The sequence below is a fragment of the Pontibacter mangrovi genome, from assembly GCF_006385705.1.
In the GTDB taxonomy this organism is placed as follows: domain Bacteria; phylum Bacteroidota; class Bacteroidia; order Cytophagales; family Hymenobacteraceae; genus Pontibacter; species Pontibacter mangrovi.
The window spans coordinates 46535-66603 of sequence record NZ_VFRQ01000003.1 but is presented as its reverse complement, the minus strand read 5'-3'; the positions used below and the strand labels follow the sequence as shown (position 1 = coordinate 66603).

General features: G+C 53.8%; 17 protein-coding genes. 9 read left to right on the top strand and 8 right to left on the bottom strand.

Annotated features, from left to right (window positions below):
• Positions 1-212 precede the first annotated feature (212 nt).
• From scpA to FJM65_RS06400, 4 genes are all read right to left on the bottom strand, one after another.
• Entirely contained in the window at positions 213-2357 is a 2145-nt protein-coding gene (gene scpA / locus FJM65_RS06415; protein ID WP_140620690.1) for a methylmalonyl-CoA mutase, read from the bottom strand.
• Between the two features lie 143 nt (positions 2358-2500).
• Positions 2501-4339, bottom strand: a complete 1839-nt coding sequence (locus FJM65_RS06410) for a methylmalonyl-CoA mutase subunit beta (protein ID WP_140620688.1) — start codon at positions 4337-4339, stop codon at positions 2501-2503.
• An 88-nt stretch (positions 4340-4427) separates the two neighbouring features.
• Complete coding sequence (locus tag FJM65_RS06405; protein WP_140620686.1) at positions 4428-4808, bottom strand: YkvA family protein; 381 nt, start codon at positions 4806-4808, stop codon at positions 4428-4430.
• A gap of 121 nt (positions 4809-4929) precedes the next feature.
• Positions 4930-6336, bottom strand: coding sequence for a T9SS type A sorting domain-containing protein (locus FJM65_RS06400; RefSeq protein ID WP_140620684.1), 1407 nt, complete (start codon positions 6334-6336; stop codon positions 4930-4932).
• A gap of 177 nt (positions 6337-6513) precedes the next feature.
• Between FJM65_RS06400 and FJM65_RS06395 the strand changes: the two genes are divergently transcribed.
• The 3 genes from FJM65_RS06395 (at position 6514) to dnaA (ending at position 9744) form a co-directional block, all read left to right on the top strand.
• Entirely contained in the window at positions 6514-7269 is a 756-nt protein-coding gene (locus tag FJM65_RS06395) for a 5'-nucleotidase C-terminal domain-containing protein (protein ID WP_140620682.1), read from the top strand.
• 10 nt (positions 7270-7279) lie between these two features.
• Entirely contained in the window at positions 7280-8212 is a 933-nt protein-coding gene (locus FJM65_RS06390; protein WP_140620680.1) for a metallophosphoesterase, read from the top strand.
• Positions 8213-8319: 107 nt separating this feature from the next.
• Positions 8320-9744: a chromosomal replication initiator protein DnaA gene (dnaA, locus tag FJM65_RS06385; RefSeq protein WP_140620678.1), complete on the top strand. Its 1425-nt coding sequence runs from the start codon at positions 8320-8322 to the stop codon at positions 9742-9744.
• A 78-nt stretch (positions 9745-9822) separates the two neighbouring features.
• On the opposite strand, the gene FJM65_RS06380 is transcribed toward dnaA, so the two are convergent.
• A complete protein-coding gene (locus FJM65_RS06380) occupies positions 9823-10332 on the bottom strand; it encodes a hypothetical protein (RefSeq protein ID WP_140620675.1) in 510 nt (169 codons plus the stop codon).
• A 59-nt stretch (positions 10333-10391) separates the two neighbouring features.
• On the bottom strand, positions 10392-10826 hold the full coding sequence (locus FJM65_RS06375; RefSeq protein WP_140620673.1) for an OsmC family peroxiredoxin: 435 nt from the start codon (positions 10824-10826) through the stop codon (positions 10392-10394).
• Positions 10827-10990: 164 nt separating this feature from the next.
• On the opposite strand from FJM65_RS06375, the gene FJM65_RS06370 reads away from it, so the two are divergent.
• The 6 genes from FJM65_RS06370 to FJM65_RS06345 all read left to right on the top strand — a co-directional run bounded on the left by FJM65_RS06370 (position 10991) and on the right by FJM65_RS06345 (position 17165).
• Positions 10991-12490: a GH3 auxin-responsive promoter family protein gene (locus FJM65_RS06370; RefSeq protein WP_140620671.1), complete on the top strand. Its 1500-nt coding sequence runs from the start codon at positions 10991-10993 to the stop codon at positions 12488-12490.
• Positions 12491-12514: 24 nt separating this feature from the next.
• Positions 12515-12901: a four helix bundle protein gene (locus FJM65_RS06365; RefSeq protein WP_140620668.1), complete on the top strand. Its 387-nt coding sequence runs from the start codon at positions 12515-12517 to the stop codon at positions 12899-12901.
• A gap of 6 nt (positions 12902-12907) precedes the next feature.
• On the top strand, positions 12908-14059 hold the full coding sequence (locus FJM65_RS06360) for a 1-deoxy-D-xylulose-5-phosphate reductoisomerase (RefSeq protein WP_140620666.1): 1152 nt from the start codon (positions 12908-12910) through the stop codon (positions 14057-14059).
• Between the two features lie 61 nt (positions 14060-14120).
• Positions 14121-15434: an RIP metalloprotease RseP gene (rseP, locus tag FJM65_RS06355; protein ID WP_140620664.1), complete on the top strand. Its 1314-nt coding sequence runs from the start codon at positions 14121-14123 to the stop codon at positions 15432-15434.
• Between the two features lie 13 nt (positions 15435-15447).
• On the top strand, positions 15448-16599 hold the full coding sequence (locus FJM65_RS06350) for a LysM peptidoglycan-binding domain-containing protein (protein ID WP_140620661.1): 1152 nt from the start codon (positions 15448-15450) through the stop codon (positions 16597-16599).
• Between the two features lie 59 nt (positions 16600-16658).
• Complete coding sequence (locus FJM65_RS06345; protein ID WP_140620659.1) at positions 16659-17165, top strand: DUF6702 family protein; 507 nt, start codon at positions 16659-16661, stop codon at positions 17163-17165.
• Between the two features lie 60 nt (positions 17166-17225).
• Here FJM65_RS06345 and FJM65_RS06340 read toward each other — a convergent pair whose 3' ends face one another.
• Together FJM65_RS06340 and FJM65_RS06335 are read right to left on the bottom strand one after the other, a co-directional pair.
• A complete protein-coding gene (locus FJM65_RS06340; protein WP_140620657.1) occupies positions 17226-17960 on the bottom strand; it encodes a DUF4184 family protein in 735 nt (244 codons plus the stop codon).
• A 73-nt stretch (positions 17961-18033) separates the two neighbouring features.
• Positions 18034-20004 carry an OmpA family protein gene (locus FJM65_RS06335; RefSeq protein WP_140621036.1) on the bottom strand — a complete coding sequence of 657 codons (1971 nt, stop codon included), beginning with the start codon at positions 20002-20004 and terminating at the stop codon, positions 18034-18036.
• Positions 20005-20069 lie beyond the last annotated feature (65 nt).

Below are 20069 nucleotides of genomic sequence, written 5' to 3'. Positions count from 1 at the left end.
ATCCTGGCGCCGGAATCTATCCGGTGCCGAGGGTGGGAGTGAGTCTCCAGACTCACTTGTACAAGTATAAGTATAAAAGCGAGTCTGGAGACTCGCGTACACTGTGCGTCACCGGTTGGATACCGGCGCCAGGTAAAAAAAACCGCAGCTGAACGAATCAACTGCGGCTTTATAATTTTACAAAGACGCAAAGTATTGCGTCTCTACAATGCTTAACTCTTAACTGAACTGATCAGCTTGTCCAGGATATTTTGCGCGGCTACGGAGATAATGGTACCCGGACCAAACACGCCCACAGCGCCGGCCTGGTACAGAAAGTCGTAATCCTGAGCCGGGATCACGCCACCCACGATCACCAGGATGTCCTCACGACCTAACTTGCGGAGTTCCTCGATGAGCTGCGGTACCAGTGTTTTATGGCCGGCTGCCAGGCTGCTCACGCCCACCACGTGCACGTCGTTTTCGGCGGCTTGCATGGCTACTTCGGCTGGGGTCTGGAACAGCGGGCCGATGTCCACGTCGAAGCCAAGGTCGGCGAAGGAGGTGGCGATTACTTTGGAGCCGCGGTCGTGGCCGTCCTGGCCCATTTTAGCGACCATGATTCTTGGCCGGCGGCCTTCCAGTGCTTCAAACTGATCGGCCATAGCCTTAGCACGTTCGAAGTTTTCGTCGTCGGTTAGTTCTGCGGAATACACTCCTGATATAGCTCTGATTACTGCTTTATGTCTGCCGTATACTTTCTCCAGGGCATCGGAAATCTCACCTAGTGTTGCTCTTCTGCGCGCTGCCTCTACGGCCAAATCCAGTAGGTTGCCCACGCCAGATTGAGCTGCATCGGTCAGCGCCTGCAACGCATTCAGTACAGCCCCTTCATCACGCGAGGCTTTTATACTTGCCAGGCGCTTCAGCTGCGATTCACGAACAGCGGTGTTGTCGATGTCCAGGATCTCAATTTCCTGCTCCTGCTCTGGTTTATACTTGTTAACGCCTACGATGATGTCCTTGCCGGAATCGATGCGGGCCTGCTTGCGGGCTGCGGCTTCTTCGATGCGCATCTTTGGCAGGCCAGTTTCAATCGCTTTGGCCATACCGCCTAGCTCTTCCACTTCCTGCATCAGCGCCCAGGCTTTGTGCGCGATCTCGTGCGTCAGCGCCTCTACATAGTAGGAGCCACCCCACGGGTCTACCACTTTGGTGATGTTAGTCTCCTGCTGCAGGTAAATTTGCGTGTTACGGGCAATGCGGGCTGAGAAATCCGTTGGCAGGGCGATAGCCTCATCAAGTGCGTTAGTGTGCAGGCTTTGCGTACCACCCAGGGCAGCGGCCAAAGCCTCGACACAGGTACGGGTTACGTTATTGAACGGGTCCTGCTCGGTTAAGCTCCAGCCGGAAGTCTGGCAGTGTGTGCGTAAAGCCAGCGACTTCGGGTTCTTTGGGTTGAACTGCTTGATCAACTTGGCCCAAAGCATACGGGCCGCGCGCATTTTGGCGATCTCCATGAAGTGGTTCATGCCGATGGCCCAGAAGAACGACAAGCGCGGCGCAAAATCATCAATATCCATCCCTGCCTTCAGACCGGTACGCACATACTCCAGGCCATCTGCTAAAGTATAGGCCAGCTCGATGTCGGCGGTGGCGCCGGCCTCCTGCATGTGGTAGCCCGAAATTGATATAGAGTTAAAGCGCGGCATCTTCTTCGAAGCATACTCAAAGATATCGGCGATGATTTTCATACTTGGCTCCGGCGGGTAGATATAAGTATTGCGCACCATGAACTCCTTCAGGATATCGTTCTGAATGGTGCCACTCAGTTGCTCCGGCTTTACGCCCTGCTCTTCGGCGGCTACAATGTAAAACGCCATGATCGGCAGCACAGCCCCGTTCATCGTCATGGACACCGACATCTGGTCCAGCGGAATCTGGTCGAACAGGATCTTCATGTCCTCTACCGAATCAATCGCTACACCGGCTTTACCCACGTCGCCTACCACGCGCGGATGGTCGGAGTCGTAGCCGCGGTGCGTGGCCAGGTCGAATGCTACCGAAAGACCTTTTTGCCCGCCAGCCAGGTTACGGCGGTAGAAAGCGTTGGATTCCTCAGCGGTGGAGAAACCGGCGTACTGGCGGATGGTCCAGGGCTTTTGCACATACATGGTGCTGTAGGGCCCGCGCAGGTAAGGCGGCAAACCGGCGGCAAATTCCAGGTGCTCAAAGTTTGCGGCATCCTCCGAAGTATAAAAGCTCTTCACCTTTATCTGCTCCGGTGTTTTCCAGGTCTTCGGCTGCAGCGGGTCTTTGGGACCGTGCGCTGCCGAGGCTATCTTGTTTATATCTGTTTTCGAAAAGTCAGGCTTCATATTTTCATTTTGAATGAGTGGTTGAGTGAATGAGTGAACAATGCTTTCAACTCATTCCTCATCAAAATTCAGTCATACTTTTTATGGTGTAGAAGGAGTGTGTAAGTGTGAAAAATCATTCACTCAACCACTCATTCACTATTTCAGTCATTGCTCCCGTGCAGTCTTTTGTGTAATACCTCCAGGATGGTGCGCATGTCGCAGTCTTCGAAGATAAACTCGTCGTAGCCGTTGGCCATCATTTCATCTTTCATCTGCTGCGGGTCGTCGGCCAGAATGAGCGTTGGCTTGGCATGGTGGTTACGCAGGCGCGGCCCGAACTCCCGTACATAGGCTGCTTCCGAGGACGCTACCACGACTACCTCTGCCGCTGTTGCGCTCAGTTTATCGGAGGCTTCTTCTACGGAAGTATAGTTTTGCGTTTCTGTCTCAAAACCGGCGCAGCTGAAGAACTCCTGTGCAAACGAGGCGTTTACCTGGCGCTGCTCCGAACCGCCAATGATGGCGATGATGGCCTTCGGACGGCGGTTGAGCTTGCGCAGGTGCAGCTCGGTGGCCATGCGCATGACCTCGGTGGGGTAGGCGGCGCGGGTGGTGTCAAAGTCGGCGCTCTGGATCAGGGCTTCCGGGTCAAAGGTGATCTTCTCCTTCGGGTTCGGGTATTTGTTGGTGCCCACCAGCACCTCGCGGCCGGTGGCAATGTTGCGGAACTTGCGGCGGCTTACTTCTGTGATGCTGCCAAGTATAAATCCTTTGCTGTAGGCCTCCTCAAAGCCTCCCATACTTTCCACTTCCTTAAACAAGCCCCAGGCTCTCTGCGCCAGCTCGTTCGTCAGCGACTCCAGATAGTAGGAGCCTGCGGCCGGGTCTATGGCTTTGTTCAGGTAGGCTTCCTCTTTCAGGATGATGGATACGTTGCGGGCGATGCGCTCCGAGAACTCATCCGAAGCCTTAAACGTGTTGTCGAAAGGCGTGACGGTAAGCGAGTCGCAGCCGGCGATAACGGCCGACATGGCCTCGGTGGTGGTGCGCAGCATGTTCACGTAGGGGTCGAGGGTGGTTTGGTACCAGCTGGAGGTAACGCTGTGGAGGCGCAGTTTGGCAGCCAGCGCCGGCTCTGCCTGATAAGCCTCCACCACGGCAGACCACAACAGGCGCAGGGCGCGCAGCTTGGCTATCTCGAAGAAGTAGTTGGTGCCCGAGGCCATCACAAACTGCATGTTGCGCAGCACCGATTCCAGCGGCTCGCCGGCCGTGGTCAGCTTATCGGTATAGGTTACGGCGGCGCTTATGGTATAGGCCAACTCCTGCGTAATGGAGGCGCCAATGCCGCTGAAGCTGGTGCCGTTCACGGTAACGCCGTAAAAGTCGGGGCTATCCTTGGTCAGGTCCAGCGCTTTGATGATGGCCCTGCCTTCCTCGTGGTTGATCTTGCTTTTTACAGAGATAGGGTCAAAGTTGAGGAAGCCCTTCAGGTTACGGTGCGATACCTGGCATTTCTCCAACTCCGCATACAGCCGCTCCAGAAAACAATCGGGCTGCTCCTTTACCTCGTAGCTGATGCTATACTTGCCCAGGTCTATGCGACGAATCAGGTGCTCCACATCAAACAGTTCCGGCTGGTGCACGACAAAGTAAATCCCGTCAGCTCCGCGCTGCAGGGCGTCAGCGGCCTTCTCGATGGCGTGGCGGCCGTCGCCGTGCACTTCTATCTGCTGCACGTTCAGCCAGCTGTTGTCGCCGGTCTTGTCGCCGCGCAAAAACGGGAAGTCGCCGGGCTTCTGTGTAGTAAAAGGCAGGTGGGCAATGTCTTCCCGGGTGTAGTATGGTTTTATATCGATGCCCTCATAGGTGTGCCAGGTCAGGTTTTCCAGGGGCGTGTCGCGCAGGTCCTTGCGTGCTTTCTGTTCCCAATCAGCCGCTGTAGCCGGGGTGAACTCGGCAAACAGGCGCTCTTGGTTTTGCTGCTCGTCAGTTGTCATGCTCAATGTTCTAATTTCTTGTAAAGATAGACTTTTATACCTTACGGCGTAAGGCTGCTTCGGGGCTATATCGGCTTTTGGCTATACTTTACTCCAGCCGTGCCTGGTAGGCCTGGTACATCCAGTAGCCAATCAACAGCCAAAGTATAACGATGATGCCGGCCATCACATAATTAGGTTGCCGCTCGTGCATCTGCTCTTTAGCTTTTTGGCGGTAGTAGTGCAGCAATGGCGGCGGTATCAGCTTGATGGATACCCAAATGCCCAGCGGCAGTAACAGCAGGTCGTCGAGGTAACCCAGCAGCGGAATAAAGTCGGGGATCAGGTCGATGGGGCTGAAGGCGTAGGCCACTGTGATGAGCACCATGACCTTTGCCGCAAAAGGCATGCGCGGGTCCTTGGAGGCAAGGTATAACGTATAGATATCCTCCTTTAGTTTACGCACAAGCTCTTTCCATTTTCGAAGCATGGTAGGTTGTACGGGAGATAACAAACAAGGTAAGGGCAGGAGGCGAGCGTTATACTTTCTGGCAACAAAAAGGGCAGCTACTGCAGCTGCCCCTAGATTTAAATTTATACGTTGCTTTCGGTTACCGCACCACCAGTTTTCCGCTGCCAACAGGCTGCTGGCGGCTATAGATGGTGTAGAAGTATAATCCATTGGCCAGCGAGGAGGGCTTGGTAAAGTTGTTTTTGCCGGGCTGCAGTTTTAAAGTGCCAGCCCTTTTGCCGGTGGCATCAAACAGCAGCACAAACATGCCGGGCATGTCCGGGGCTTCTATCACAAACTTATCGGCAACAGGGTTGGGGTAAAGTATAAAACCAGCATTCTTCAGGTCATCGTCTGTGGCGGTGGGTGTCACATTTCCTATGTGTATATAGGTAAAGTCCCAGCTTGCAATTAATTTTTCCTGATAAGTGGGAATTGAGTATTTATCATAAATAGCCATGGCCGACATAGCAAGGGTATACGCCTGTTCCCGCACGAGTTCCTGACCGGGAGTAAACATTACGGTAATAGCCTGCCCATCGGCAGAGTCGCGGACAGCGATGTTAATGGGCAGCAGCTCCAGGGTGTCAAGCTCGCTGTATAGTTTGGCTCTAACAGGTTCGTCGGTGTCGGGGTGGCGGCGCATAAAATACTCCAGCTTCAGCGGCTCGCCCGGCATCACCTGCACCGAGCCGTCATCGTTCTGCAGGAGCTGCGACTTGTTCAGGAGGCTGAGGGTGGGCCTGAGGTCCTCTTCCGGATTTAAGATAATCATTTCCAGGTCTACATGGTTGATTCCCTGTTCTACGCCGTTTTTATACTCTGTTATCTGCACGGCAACTGTATATTTGCCGGCTACTGTGGGCGCATCCCAATGTATTTCTCCGTACTCGTTTATGGTCATCCCATCAGGCATTTCATAGCCTTCAATAGCTACAATGTTACCTTCCTTGTCCTGTTTTTTAGGAGCCACCAGTTTGTAGGTCAGGTTATCCCCATCCGCATCATAAGCCGCTAAATTATACTTGAAAGGTTCACCCACACGCCCATGCAGGAACGGCACGCCAGCTAAATGAATTCCATGAAGGTTAGGACTCAGGGGATTTACACTTACTGTGGTAGAAACATAGAAGCTAGCCTGGTCGGAAGGGGCAGGTATATTAAGAACATTGGAGTTTCTGTTTTCGCCTACCCAGCCAACCGTGTAAAGCCTGGGTGTGGTATAGGTATAGCTCCATTCAAAAGTCTCTATATCATAGTTGTGGTTATACTTCTTCACAGAGGTGCGCGGCACATTTACTGTATTACCATCACCCATGTACATCGTAACCATCGGGTCTTCGGCCTGAGAGTGGTGGTTAGTTAAAAGCGTTAAAGTGAAGTTAAATCTTCGCGGGCCATCCGGATCAATAGTATAACTGATATAGCCGCTGTTAATGTGATTGGCCTGCACCAGCATGGGCAGGAGGAGGAGCGCTAACACGCTGAGGTACAATTTAGTTTTCATAGGAGAGAGGTTAAAGCACAAGATACATAGTATAAACTTAATAAGTTAAGTTTTTATTGTAAAAGTTACATAGCAATGTTGGGTTGATGGGAAAGCGGCGGCTGTGCTGCAGAACCTATGCCTCTTGGTTGGTGTTGCTGATGCTGGTACCTTTGGCGTTGAATCCTGAATGTGATCATGAAAAGAAATTTTGCGAAGGCAGCGGCTATCCTGGCGCTGTCGGTAAGTATGGCAGGTTGCCACCGCCCCTGGGCAGCCTCGCCGGCGCTTGGCACCACAGATGTGCCGGTTGATAGCACCGTTTCCGCGGACCCGCAGCTGGAGGCGCAGATTGCGCCATACCGGCAGGCAGTGGAGTCTAAAATGTCGGAAGTGGTGGGCACGGCGCCCGTGGCCCTGAGCAAAGGAGACTATGAGTCGCCGCTGGGCAACTTTGTGGTGGACCTGCAGCTGGCGCAGAGCGAGCCGCTGTACGGCAAACCCATCGACCTGTCGCTGACGACGAACGGCGGACTGCGTGTGCCGCTGCCGGAGGGAGAGATTACCACGGGCAATGTGTTTGAGCTGATGCCCTTCGAGAACGAGTTGGTGGTACTGACGCTGAAAGGCGAAGCGGTAAAGCAATTGTTCGATTATGCCGCCGAGCGCAAAAATGCCCCTATCGGCAACGCCACCTACACCGTGCAAAACGGCAAGGCTACGGATATCAGGATCAATGGCCAACCGTTCGATGCGAGCCATGCTTATACACTGGTAACTTCTAACTACCTGGCCGGCGGCGGCGATGACCTGAACATGCTGAAGGATGCGGTGAAGTATGAAAACATAGGCTTGCTCCTGCGCGAGGCCATCCTGCAGCAGATAAGCCAGCTAACCGAGGTCGGGAAACCCGTAACGGCCGACACAACAAAACGAGTGACCATCCTCCCTTAAGTATAAAAGCATGAAAAGAAGAGACTTCCTGAAAACATCGGCAGTAGGGGCGGCTGGTATCAGCCTGATGGGCGTGCCGTTCTCGGCGGAGGCCGCGCAACATATAAACCTCACCATCCTGCACACCAACGACCAGCACTCGCGCATCGACCCTTTTCCGAATGATGGGCGCAAGTATGGCGGCATGGGCGGCATGGCCCGTCGCGCCAGCCTGATCGAGCAGATCCGCAAGGAGGAGCCCAACGTGCTGCTGCTCGACTGCGGCGACATTTGGCAGGGCACGCCCTACTTTAACTTCTTCGGCGGGGAGCTGGAGTACAAGCTCATGAGCCAGATGAAGTATGACGCCGCCACCCTCGGCAACCACGACTTCGACAATGGCCTGAAGGGACTGGAGAAAATGCTGCCGCACGCCGCGTTCCCGTTCCTCAGCGCCAACTACGACTTCAGCAAAACCATCCTTAAAAACCAGTTTGCGCCCTACAAAATCTTTGAAAAACAAGGTATAAAAATTGGTGTGTTCGGGTTGGGCATTGAGCTGGCGGGGCTGGTGAGCCAGAACAATTACGGAGAAACCGTATACCTGGACCCCGTGGCCACGGCCCGCGAAATGGTGCAGGAGCTGCGGCAAAACCAAAAGTGTAATCTGGTGGTGTGCCTTTCACACTTGGGTTACAAATATGAGGACGGTAAGATAGATGATGTAACACTGGCCCGGCAGGTGGAGGGCATCGACCTCATCCTGGGCGGCCACACCCATACCTTCCTCGACCAGCCGGAGCTGATCCGCCATGCCTCTGGCCACGAAACCCTTGTAAATCAGGTAGGCTGGTCGGGCATCTTCCTGGGCCGCCTCGATTTTAGTTTCAGCAGGAAAACAAGGCAAAAAACCGACGTAAGAACGGCCGTTCTGCCTGTGAACACACCTGTAACAACTTCGTGAAAAAATAATTTTTTGTTTACAGATTATTAAGCAAATTTGTAACCCCCCGCCAATAAAAGGCGCCTTTTGTTACACCAAGCATATCTTATGTAGTTTTGGAAAATTGGATGATCAAAGACTGTTCAACTGTATGGAATAACTGCCTGCAGGTGATTAAGGAAAACATTGGCGAACAGAGTTTTAAGACCTGGTTCGAGCCAATCAAACCTGTATCCCTGCGCGACAGCGTACTGACCATACAAGTGCCCAGCCAGTTTTTTTACGAGTGGCTGGAGGAGCACTATGTGCAGCTTCTGAAGAAGGTCATTTACCAGGAGCTTGGCAGCGAGGGGCGCCTGGAGTATTCTATTATCGTGGACAGGGGCAACGAGTCGAACAAGCCGCAGACGGTAAACATCCCCACGAAGAAAATTCCGCAGGCGGTGGTGAACTCGTACAAGCCGGAGCAGAGCTTTATCAAAAGCCCGTTCGAGTCGAAGACGATTGACCGCAACTTCCTGAACTCGCAGCTGAACCCGGCTTATACGTTTGAGAACTACATTGAGGGAGACTGTAACCGTTTGGCGCGCTCAGCGGGTTATGCAGTGGCCAACAAACCGGGAACGACTTCCTTTAACCCGCTCATGATCTATGGCGGGGTGGGCCTTGGCAAAACGCACCTGGTGCAGGCCATCGGCAACAACATCAAGAACAGCAACCCCGAGAAGTTTGTGCTGTACGTTTCCTCAGAGAAATTCGTGAACCAGTTCATCGAGTCCCTGAAGACGAACAACGTGCAGGACTTTGCCAATTTTTACCTGTTGGTGGATATCCTGATCATCGACGACGTGCAGTTTTTGAGCGGCAAGGAGAAGACGCAGGAGATGTTTTTCCATATCTTCAACCACCTGCACCAGTCAGGCAAGCAGATCGTGATGACCTCGGACTGCCCGCCACGCGACCTGAAAGGCCTGGAGGAGCGCCTGCTGTCCCGCTTTAAGTGGGGCCTGACGGCCGACCTGCAAAGCCCGGATTTCGAGACGCGTATGGCCATTATCCACAAGAAGATGCAGAGCGACGGCATCGACATTCCGGACAACGTGGTGGAGTACCTGGCCTACAGCGTGGATACCAACGTGCGTGAACTGGAAGGCGTGCTGATCTCGCTGATCGCGCAGTCGTCGCTGAACCGCAAGGAGATTGACCTGGAGCTTGCCAAGCAGGCGCTGAAGCATATTATTGAGGATGTGGAGACGGAGGTGAACCTCGACTTCATCCAGAAAACCGTGGCCGAGTACTTCCAGGTAAGCCTGGACTCGCTGAAGGCCAAGACGCGCAAGAAAGAAATCGTGACGGCGCGGCAGGTGGCTATGTACTTCGCCAAGGAGTTCACCAGCCACTCCCTTAAGTCCATCGGTTACCACTTCGGCGGCCGCGACCACAGTACCGTGATCCACTCCGTGCAAACTGTATCCGACCTGATCGACACAGACAAGAAATTCAAAGCCAGCATCCAGGAGCTTCAGAAGAAGTTTAAGTCCAAAGCCGGTTAAAAGTATAAACAAGTATAAAAAAAGCGGCGGCCATACTTTGCAAAGTATGGCCGCCGCTTTTTTTATACTTGTGGGGGCTTACACGTTGTTGCCCACGTTGTCGGTCAGTTCAAACTGGTGCATTTCGGCCAGGTCGCGGATCTTGTTCTTGATGCGGTCCAGGTCGCGCTTCTTGCGCACCTGCTTCAGGTCCAGGTATATCTGCTCACCATCTTTCAGCGTTACGCGCAGCGCCAGCGGCGTAATGTGCACCCCGGCAATGTCCGGAATTTGAATGATGTGCTTGGTACGGAACACGCCGAACTTCTGCACAATGTACTGCGGCGTTACCTCAATGTAGGATTGCACCCCAAAAATAGAGGTGTTCTGCAGCATTACATAGAAAAAGAAAGCAACGGCCAGCCCGAAAAAGACATAGTACAAGTAGTTCTGCTCATACGTGCGGTCTGCGGAGAAAAGGAGCATAGCGGCCCAGGCTAACCAGAACAGCGTAAGTATAAGCTGCACTGTAAAAGAGAGTTTTGCGTTACGCGTGGGGCTTAGCTGCACAATCAACGTCGATCGGGCGCTACTACCAGATACTGCCATTATCAAATTTTTTCGTGGAACAATCTGAGCCGGGCATGGCTCACCGCAATATAATAAAATTATTCCTTAAGCGTGGCCTGTAGTGTTATTTCGGGCACCGCGCCCAACGCCTTGGAAACAGGGCATCCTTTTTTGGCGTCCTGCGCCAGCTGCTGCAGCTTCTCACTGTCCAGGCCGTCGGCTTTCACCTCGGTGTTCAGCTCAATCTTCAGGATGGTAGGCGCTCCGTCCAGCTCGCCCAGCGTCACCACGGCTTTTGTCTCCACATAGTCGGGTGTCAGGTTTTCCTTTTCCAACAGCGCGCTCAGGAACATGGAAAAACAGCCGGAGTGCGCCGCTCCGATCAGTTCTTCGGGCGAGGTGCCGCTGGTGCTGTCGCCGAAGCGGGAGGCGAAACTATACTTTGACTGAAAGGCGCCTGTGGCTGATTTTACTTCTCCGTTGCCGTTCTTCAGGCCGCCGTTCCAGCGGGCTTCTGCTCTGTGTTTTCTCATCGTTAAAAATGTTTAATAGTATACTTGTTAATGTATAACTAATACTGCGTTAGCCGGTTTAGGTTGAGAAAGGTATAATTTTGTGGGAATTGTGCTTATATAACCGCCAGGTGTGGCATTGCGGCATTATCTGGTTATCTTTACTTCCTACTAAAGCTGAATGTATGGGTGTAAGAGCGTTGTTGAGTAAGCCGTTTGCGGCCTATGTGCACCGGCAGAACCAAAGCTGGATAAAGCATCCGGTAGAGGCGCAGCAAGCTGTTTTTGAGGAGATTATTGCAAAGGCACAGGCGACCAAGTTTGGCAAAGACCACGGCTTTGGAAGAATAAAAACGCATGCCGATTTTGTGAAGGCCGTGCCCGTGCGCGATTACGAGGCGCTTTTGCCATACTTTAACCTGGTGAAGCAGGGCGAGAAAGATGTGCTGTGGCCCGGCAAGCCGCTGTACCTGGCCAAAACCTCCGGCACCACCTCCGGCACCAAGTATATCCCCATCTCCTCCGACTCCATCTCCAACCACATTAACGGGGCCCGCGACGCGCTATTAGCCTACGTGCACGAAACAGGCAAAGCGGCTTTTCTGGACGGGAAAATGATCTTTCTGTCGGGGAGCCCGGAGCTGGAGGAGGTGGGCGGCATCAAAACCGGCCGTCTGTCGGGCATAGCCAACCACCACGTGCCGGGCTATTTGCGCACCAACCAGCTGCCCAGCTACCGCACCAACTGCATCGAGGACTGGGAAACCAAGCTTGACCAGATCATAGAGGAGACCATAGACCAGAACATGACGCTGATCTCGGGCATACCGCCCTGGGTGCAGATGTATTTTGATAAACTCATCCGTCAGACCGGCAAGCCGATAAAAGACATTTTCCCGAACTTTAACCTGTTTGTGTACGGAGGCGTGAACTTTGAGCCGTACCGCAAAAAGCTGTTCGAGTCCATCGGGCGGCAAGTGGACTCTATCGAGACGTTTCCGGCTTCGGAGGGCTTTATCGCTTACCAGGATAGCCAGACCGAGCCGGGCCTGCTGCTGCTCCTGAACTCTGGTATTTTCTATGAGTTTATACCTGCCGACGAATATTTCAGCGAGAACCCCACTCGCCTCACCATCGGGCAGGTGGAGACGGGGGTAAACTATGCGCTGGTGCTTAGCAGCAACGCTGGCCTTTGGAGCTACTCCCTCGGCGACACAGTGAAGTTTGTGTCCACAGAGCCTTACAGGCTGGTTGTGAGCGGCCGCATCAAGCACTTTATTTCCGCTTTTGGCGAGCACGTGATTGGCGAGGAAGTGGAGAAGGCAATGAAACTGGCCATGCAGAAGTTTAAGGAGGTGGAACTGATCGAGTTTACCGTGGCACCATTTGTGAGCCAGAACCAGGGCCAGTCGTACCACGAGTGGCTGGTGGAGTTTTCGCAAAAGCCGTTGAACCTCGATATTTTTGCCGAGGAACTGGACAGGCAGCTGCGCAAGCTCAATTCCTACTATGATGACCTTATCGCGGGCAATATTCTGCAGAAGCTAAAGCTAACGCCGCTGCCGAAGGGCGCCTTTCAGAAATACATGAAGTCGCAGGGCAAGCTGGGCGGGCAAAACAAAGTACCCAGGCTGAGCAATGACCGCTCGCTCGCCGAGGGCTTGCTCACAGTTACGAGTTCCTAATTCCGAATTGGTATAGTTGACTTTATGAGTAAGAGCATTATTGCAGAAAAGTCTTATGCCTTCGCTGTTCGGGTAGTTAGAATGTACCAGCATTTATCTGCAGAGAAGAAGGAATTCGTGCTGTCTAAGCAAGTACTGCGCAGCGGAACCTCTATTGGTGCTAATGTACAGGAAGCTACAGGGGGACAGTCAACTGCGGATTTTATCCATAAACTGAGCATAGCCAGAAAAGAAGCCCGGGAAACATCGTACTGGCTCAGGCTCTTACATGAAACGGGATACATTGAGACAAAGCATTATAAGAGCATACATGACGACTGTCTGGAGCTGATAAAAATTTTGAATAGTATAATCCTTACGAGCCAAGGAAAGAGCAAAACAAACTCGGAACCAGGAACTCGTAATTCGTAACTCACCATGAAGAGAATTGCCATACTTGGCTCAACAGGTTCCATCGGCGTGCAGGCACTGGATGTGATAAAGGCGAACCCGGAGAGCTTTGAGCTGGAGGTCATCACCGCCCACAGCAACGCCGACCTGCTCGTGCAGCAGGCGCTGGAATTTAAGCCCAACGTAGTCGTTATCGCTCGCGAGGACTTGTACGAGCAGGTGCAGCAGGCGCTGCAGCACGAAGACATCAAAGTATACGCCGGCAGCAAAGCCCTTTGCTCGGTGGTGGAAATGGGCACTGTGGACATGGTGCTGACGGCCATGGTCGGCTATGCCGGCCTGCTGCCGACCATCCACGCCATCAAAGCAGGCAAACAAATTGCCTTGGCCAACAAAGAAACGCTCGTGGTAGCGGGGCAGCTCATCACCAGCTTGGCCAAGGAGCATGGCGTGAACATTTACCCCGTAGACTCCGAGCATAGCGCCATTTTCCAGTGCCTGGCCGGCGAGTTCCACAACCCGATCGAGAAGATCATACTGACCGCCTCCGGTGGGCCGTTTAGGGGAAGAACTGCCGCAGAACTGGCTGAGGTGACCAAAGCGCAGGCCCTGAAGCACCCAAACTGGGACATGGGCGCCAAAATCACCATCGACTCCGCCTCGCTCATGAACAAAGGCCTGGAGGTGATCGAGGCCAAGTGGCTGTTCGGGCTGCGCAACGAGCAGATAGAGGTGGTGGTGCATCCGCAGTCCATCATCCACTCGCTGGTGCAGTTCGAGGACGGCTCCATCAAAGCCCAACTGGGCCTGCCCGACATGAAGCTGCCGATACAGTACGCGCTGGGCTACCCTAACCGTTTAAAGTCTGATTTTCCGCGTTTCAGCTTCTTAGACTACCCGCAGCTTACCTTTGAGCAGCCGGACCTAAAGACCTTCCGGAACCTGCAGCTGGCTTTTGATGCCATGGAGCGCGGCGGCAATATGCCCTGCATCTTGAATGCGGCCAACGAGGTGGCAGTCAGCGCGTTCCTGCACGACGAGGTAGGTTTCCTGCAGATGTCCGACATCATCGAAAGCTGTATGGCAAAAGTTGCGTATATTGCGAATCCTTCTTACGAGGACTATGTTACTACAGATGAGGAAGCCCGCAGACTGGCTGCGGAACTGATAAACAAATAAAGTATACTTCCTGTTGCCTTTGCCGGCAGCGCTATAAAAACAGATAATTTTTTCTTTTTAGATGGATATATTGATCATGGTGGGCCAGCTCATACTGGGCCTCACAATCTTAGTTGGCTTACACGAGTTGGGGCACATGCTAACGGCCAAGTGGTTCGGGATGCGTGTAGAGAAGTATGCGATTGGCTTCCCGCCGAAGGTTTTCGGCAAGAAAATAGGCGAAACCGAATACATGCTGGGCCTGATCCCGCTGGGGGGCTTCGTGAAGATTTCGGGCATGGTGGATGAGTCGATGGACACGGAGGCACTGAAAGAGGAGCCGAAGCCGTGGGAGTTCCGCGCCAAACCGGCCTGGCAGCGCCTGATCGTGATGATGGGCGGCATTATTGTGAACGTGATCACGGGTATTGTCATCTTTATCGCCCTTACCTACCATTACGGGGAGCAGTACATACCTGCCAAAGAGGTAAAGTATGGCATTGTGGCCAATGAGCTGGGCCAGGAGATCGGTTTTCAGACGGGTGACAAAGTGGTAGCAGTGAATGGCAAGCAACTGGAGCGCTTCGAGGACATCCGCTCTATGGATGCTCTGCTGGGCAGCAATTCATACTATACCGTGGAGCGCAACGGCCAGTTGGTTGACCTGAAAGTGCCGGTGAACCTGATGGACAAGCTGGCAGACGATAAGAGCCAGGGCTTTTTTGTAGAGCCGCGCATGCCCTTTAAAGTAGGGCAGGTGGTAAAAGGCAGCGCCGCCGCCAAAGCAGGCCTGCAGGAAGAGGATTACATTACCATGGTGAACGGCAAAAGCGTAAAGTTTTTCCATGAGTTTCAGGGGGCCCTGAAAGAGAACGCGGGCAAGCCGATAACCCTGACGGTGGAGCGTAACGAAAAGCTGGTGAAGCTGAAGGCCGAGGTGAGCGAGGAAGGGACAATCGGGTTCCAGCCGGTGCCCCTGCTGCAGACGGCTACCAAAGAGTATAGCCTGGGCGAGGCCATCCCGATGGGCACAGATCAGGCGTTTGGCGTCATCACGGCCAACCTGAAAGGCTTCGGTAAGATCTTCCGTGGCGAAGTGTCTGCCTCTAAATCCCTGAGCGGCCCGATCGGCATTGCCCAGATCTTCGGCGATACCTTTAACTGGTACAAGTTCTGGAGCATCACCGGCATGCTTTCCATGGTGCTGGCCTTTATGAACTTCCTGCCAATTCCGGCGCTGGACGGCGGGCACGTGGTGTTCCTGACCTATGAGATGATCAGCGGCCGCAAACCGTCTGATAACTTTTTGGAAAATGCTCAGAAAGTGGGCATGGTTTTATTGTTAGGCTTAATGGCATTTGCTATCTTTAACGATGTATTTAAGATATTCTTCTAATTAGGGTTTTCCCATGAGTTTCATCGTTCGAGTAGTTTTAGCAAACTTAATCCTTCTTTTTGTAATTGCATTTAACAAGGCTGAAGCTGCACCGGCAGCCTGGCCCAAAAGTATAAACATTACTGCAGCCGCGGCACCAACCGACAGCGTGTACCTGGTGCAGCAGGGCGATACCTACTACAGCCTTGCCCGCCGCTTCGGCATACCGCTGGACTCGCTGCAGAACTGGAACGGGCACAAGCTGCAGATCGGGCAGACCTTGTTCCTGACCAGCCCAAACAAGAAAGCGCCAGTAGCGGTGGCCAAGAAGGCTGCTGCACCCGCACCGGCCCGTAAACCAACCCCGGCTCCTAAACCCTTTCCGGCGGCAAGGCCTGCGCCGGAAAGGGCAGTGGCCGCTCAGAAAGTAGAAAGTACGTCGGCTTTTCCGGCGCCAGAGCCTAAGCCGGCCGCCTACAAGACCAAAAGCCGTGTCCTGGTGGTGCCTTTCGACCCGCACCTATACTTCTCCGATGCCGATTATGAGATTGCGCGCCAGTCACGGATACCGCGCCAGAACGTGCGCTACGTGTTCCGGGGGCGCCTGAACGCCATGCTGGCGCCGGAGGGCTACGAAACCGTGCACCTGCTGGGCGGCGTGTACCGCGACAGCGTAAGCGAGCTGAGCCGCCTGTACAAGTCGCTGCACTATGCCTACGCCGACAACAAACAATCCAGGTATAACCACCAGCCTGCCGCCAAAGAGGAAAAAGGCAATGTGCTGAGCTGGGTAAAGGAGCAGAAAGGCAAGCTGGGCCTGCAAGGGCAGCCAGCGGTGCTTCCGGTGGCGCAGGACCCGGACAAGCACTTCGGCGTAACCGTGAAGGACCCGGAGTTCTTCTCCTACTTCAACAACCAGTATGGCATCGATTACTATGTTTTCATCAACCAGTTTGAGGTGAAGACGATTTACGAGCACTGCCTGGACCGCGCCGCCCAAAACTACCAGCGCGACTTTACGGTGCACTACAGCATCTACGACAGCAAAGGCCAACTGGTATCCGGCAACAGGGTAAAGGTGCCCTTTGAGTCCAACATCAACGACGTGAACCGTATTGTGCGCGACAGCATGCCGGCAATGGCCGAACGCGTGCTGGCCGACTTGCCAAACGCAACAAAAAACTAACGGTGGCAGGAACTGGTATCACATTTGCTTCCGTTTAGCTGTATACAACTCCTCTGTTTATGAAGTATAGATTCCTGCCCCTGCTGTTACTGCTGTTCGTTTCTTTCCTGCCAAAGCCTGCCGCTGCCCATGATTACCATGCCAGCATTGCCGATGTGCGCTTTAACCCGCGCACGCAGCACCTGGAGCTGGCGGTGAAGGTGTTTATGGATGACTTGGAAACGGCACTCTCGCAGCGCAACAAGACGAAGGTGGTGTATAGCCCCACATCGGAGCAGGTGAAGAAATACCTGAGCGAGTACCTGCGAACCAACCTGGTGCTGGAAGTGGAGAAAGGAAAGCCCTTGAAGCAAAACCTGCTGGGCTCGGAGGAGGACGCGGATGTGGTATGGATGTACCTGGAGGTGCCCGTTAACCAGGCCTCGCTGTCGCAGCTGTACGTGAAGAATGCCCTGCTGACTGAGCTTTTCTCGGACCAGATGAACATCGTGAACATCAACTACAAGGGCAAAACAGAAAGCGTGATGATGCAGCGCGGCGATACGCAGAAAAAGCTGACGCTATAGTATAAAGTATAAAAACGAAGAAGGCTGGGTTTCCGGAGAAGGAGGCCCAGCCTTCTTTTGTTATAGTTGCTGCCGGATCTTGCTGGCCACCCCAGAGAGAAACAGCGCGAGCATCCAGCCGCTTATCAGCGTAACGATCATGTAGCTTACCGATTGGATCAGGTGCTCGCGCACCAGCAGGTTGAGAAGCAGAAATACAATGCCCGCTATAAACATAGCTACCCAAAAGGTAAACCAAGGCTGCTCCTGCCTGATGGGGCTAGCCGGTAGCCGGTGGACAAACCAAAGTATGGCTACACAGCCCACCACCGTGCTCAGGTGCTGCAGCACCCGGTTAAGCTGCATGGAGAGCTCCAGTACCGGCAGCCGCACCTGTTGCGAGAGCACCGGAAACTCTGCCACGAAATACATGCCCGAATGCGTGAAGCTGTCCCAGAACAAATGAGAAAAAGCACCCACAACCGCCGAAACCGACACGGCCAGCCAGTTAGACCGCAGGTAGCGCAGCCAGTTGGCAGGGTATGACACAGCCAGTGCACGGCTTTTAAAGTATGGCGGCAGGTGCTGGATGGCCACATCGCGCACCAAGGTATGGAACAGCAGGCTCAGGAGCAGGGTAACAGGCAGGTTGAACAGAAAGAGCCCCAGGAAAGTATGGCTGATGTCGCTGACGGTGCGCAGCCGGAAGAAATACTCAAAGTCCGGTGCCATGCTACCGATAACCAGGGCCGTGGCGGAAAGCCGGCGGCGGGTAAAAGGAAGTATAATGGCTGGATGAGCGGCGGTAAAAGGCATGAAGTATCAAGTTTGCTTAAGGTACTAACGCAAAATGTTGGCGCAAGGTACACACAAAGCGCTACCGGGGCTCTTACTTTCTGGGCCTGAAAACTTTAAACTCCACGCGTCGGTTAATGCGGCGGTCCTCCTCGCTGTTTTCTTCGCGCAGGGGCTTGCTGCTGCCGTAGCCAATGGCGTCTATGCGGTCGCTGCCGATGTTTACCTTTTGCTCGATGTAATTTTTTATGGCATCGGCGCGGTCCTGCGAGAGCGACAGGTTAAACTCAGGGTCGCCGGCGCTGTCGGTGTGGCCGGCAATCTCCAGCCGGTAGGTCGGGTGGTCAATCAGGAAGTAAGCCACCTCATCCAGCACAGGCTCCATCTCCGCTGTAATATCCGACTGCATCGGCTCAAACTCGATGTTCTCAAACACAATCGGGATGCTGTAGTCAATCACCGAGGTCATAAAGTCAAGGGAGGTATCGCCGCGCAGCTCCAGTTCCTTCTCAATCGTGAAAAAGTCAGGGCTTTGGATGATGATCATGTAGCGGGTGCTGTCGATGAGGTTGAACTCAAAAGAGCCGTCCGGCCGCACATACTTGCTCGATATCTCGATGCCGTTGTCCAGGTCGATGATGGAGACCACCGCCGAGAGCGGCTTATGGGTAACAGAGTCTGTGAGGGTGCCTTCCACCTTCGTCACGGCCAGCGGGTGCGCCTCCATGGGCAGCGGGAACGAGAACAAATCCAGGTTCTGGATCTCGTTTGCCTCGGAGCGGGCGTAGTACAGGTTTTTGGAGTTGGCGTCGATCGCGAAGTAATACTCGCTGCCGCGGCCGTTTACCAGCGGGCCAATGTTGCGCGGCTCCTGCCAATGCCCGTCCACTTTATAGGTTTTATAGATGTCGAAGTCGCCGAAGTTATTGAGCTGGCCGCGCGAGCTGAAGTATAAAACCTGGTATTTAGGGTGCAGGAAAGGGCTTACCTCCGTTTCGCGGGTATTGATGACCGGGCCCATGTTCTGCGCCGGCGCCCAACTGCCCGCCTTGGTTTTATGGGTAAAGTAGATGTCGGACAGGCCGAAGCCGCCCAGGCGGTCGGAGGCAAAGTATAGCGTGTCTTCCTGCTTCGAGAGGGTAGGCTGAGAGTCCCAGGCGTCGCTGTTTACGTTAGTGCCCAGGTTCTTGATCTGTCCCCAGGTGCCGTCTTCCTGGCGGGTTGCCACATAAATATCGCAGTTGCCGTAGCCGTCCGGAGCCTCGCAGCGGGTAAAGTATAAGGTGTTGCCGTCGCGGCTCAGGCAGGCCGAGCCTTCGTTGTAGACGCTGTTAATCGGTTTGCCAAACGACTCCGCCTCTTGCCAGAAGCCGTTGTTCTGCTTGCTGAAGTATAAATCCTCGTTGGAGATGTTGCGCAGGCCCACCACGTTCCGCTTAGAGGTAAAAATGAGCACCTCGTTCTCGTCGTTCAGCGTGGGGCCGTAGTCGGCATAGGGCGAGTTGATGGCATTGCCCATGTTCAGGTACACGCCTTTGGGCGGCTTAAACGTGGCGATGGACTTGCGGTACTCCACCAGCTCGTAGTAATAGTCCAGCGGCACGTAGTAGTCTTTGGTGTTCTGCTCCAGCGAGTCGTAGTATGACTTCACCTGGCTTACGTCCGTGCGGTGGTGCTTCAGCACGAGGCGGTAGAGGGCTTTGGCTTTTTCGGGGTTGCCCTGGCGCTCGTACAGCTGCCCCAGGCGCCAAAGCAGGTCGGTGTCTTTATAAAAGTTCTGTATCCCGAAGTGCTGCACATACTGCTCCAGAAGCGGGAGGGCGCGGCGGTACTGCTTCCGTTTTTCCAGCCGCTGTATCAGCGCAAGCTTCTTTCGGTCGTAATAGTAAGGGATTTTGTTTAAATTGGGGAAATCGGGGGACCACGCGGCAGTTGGCTTAGCTTGGCCTACCCGGAGGTTGGCCTCTGGCTGGTTGGGCTGTAATGGTTTAAACTGCTGTGCCTGCGCCGAAACAGAACATAGCAGCGTGAGCAGGAAGTATACCAACAGGAACAAACGATTCATCAGCAGTGCAATTTTGCCCAACGCTCAAAGATATTAATTTTGCGCTATATAATTGTCAGGGAGCG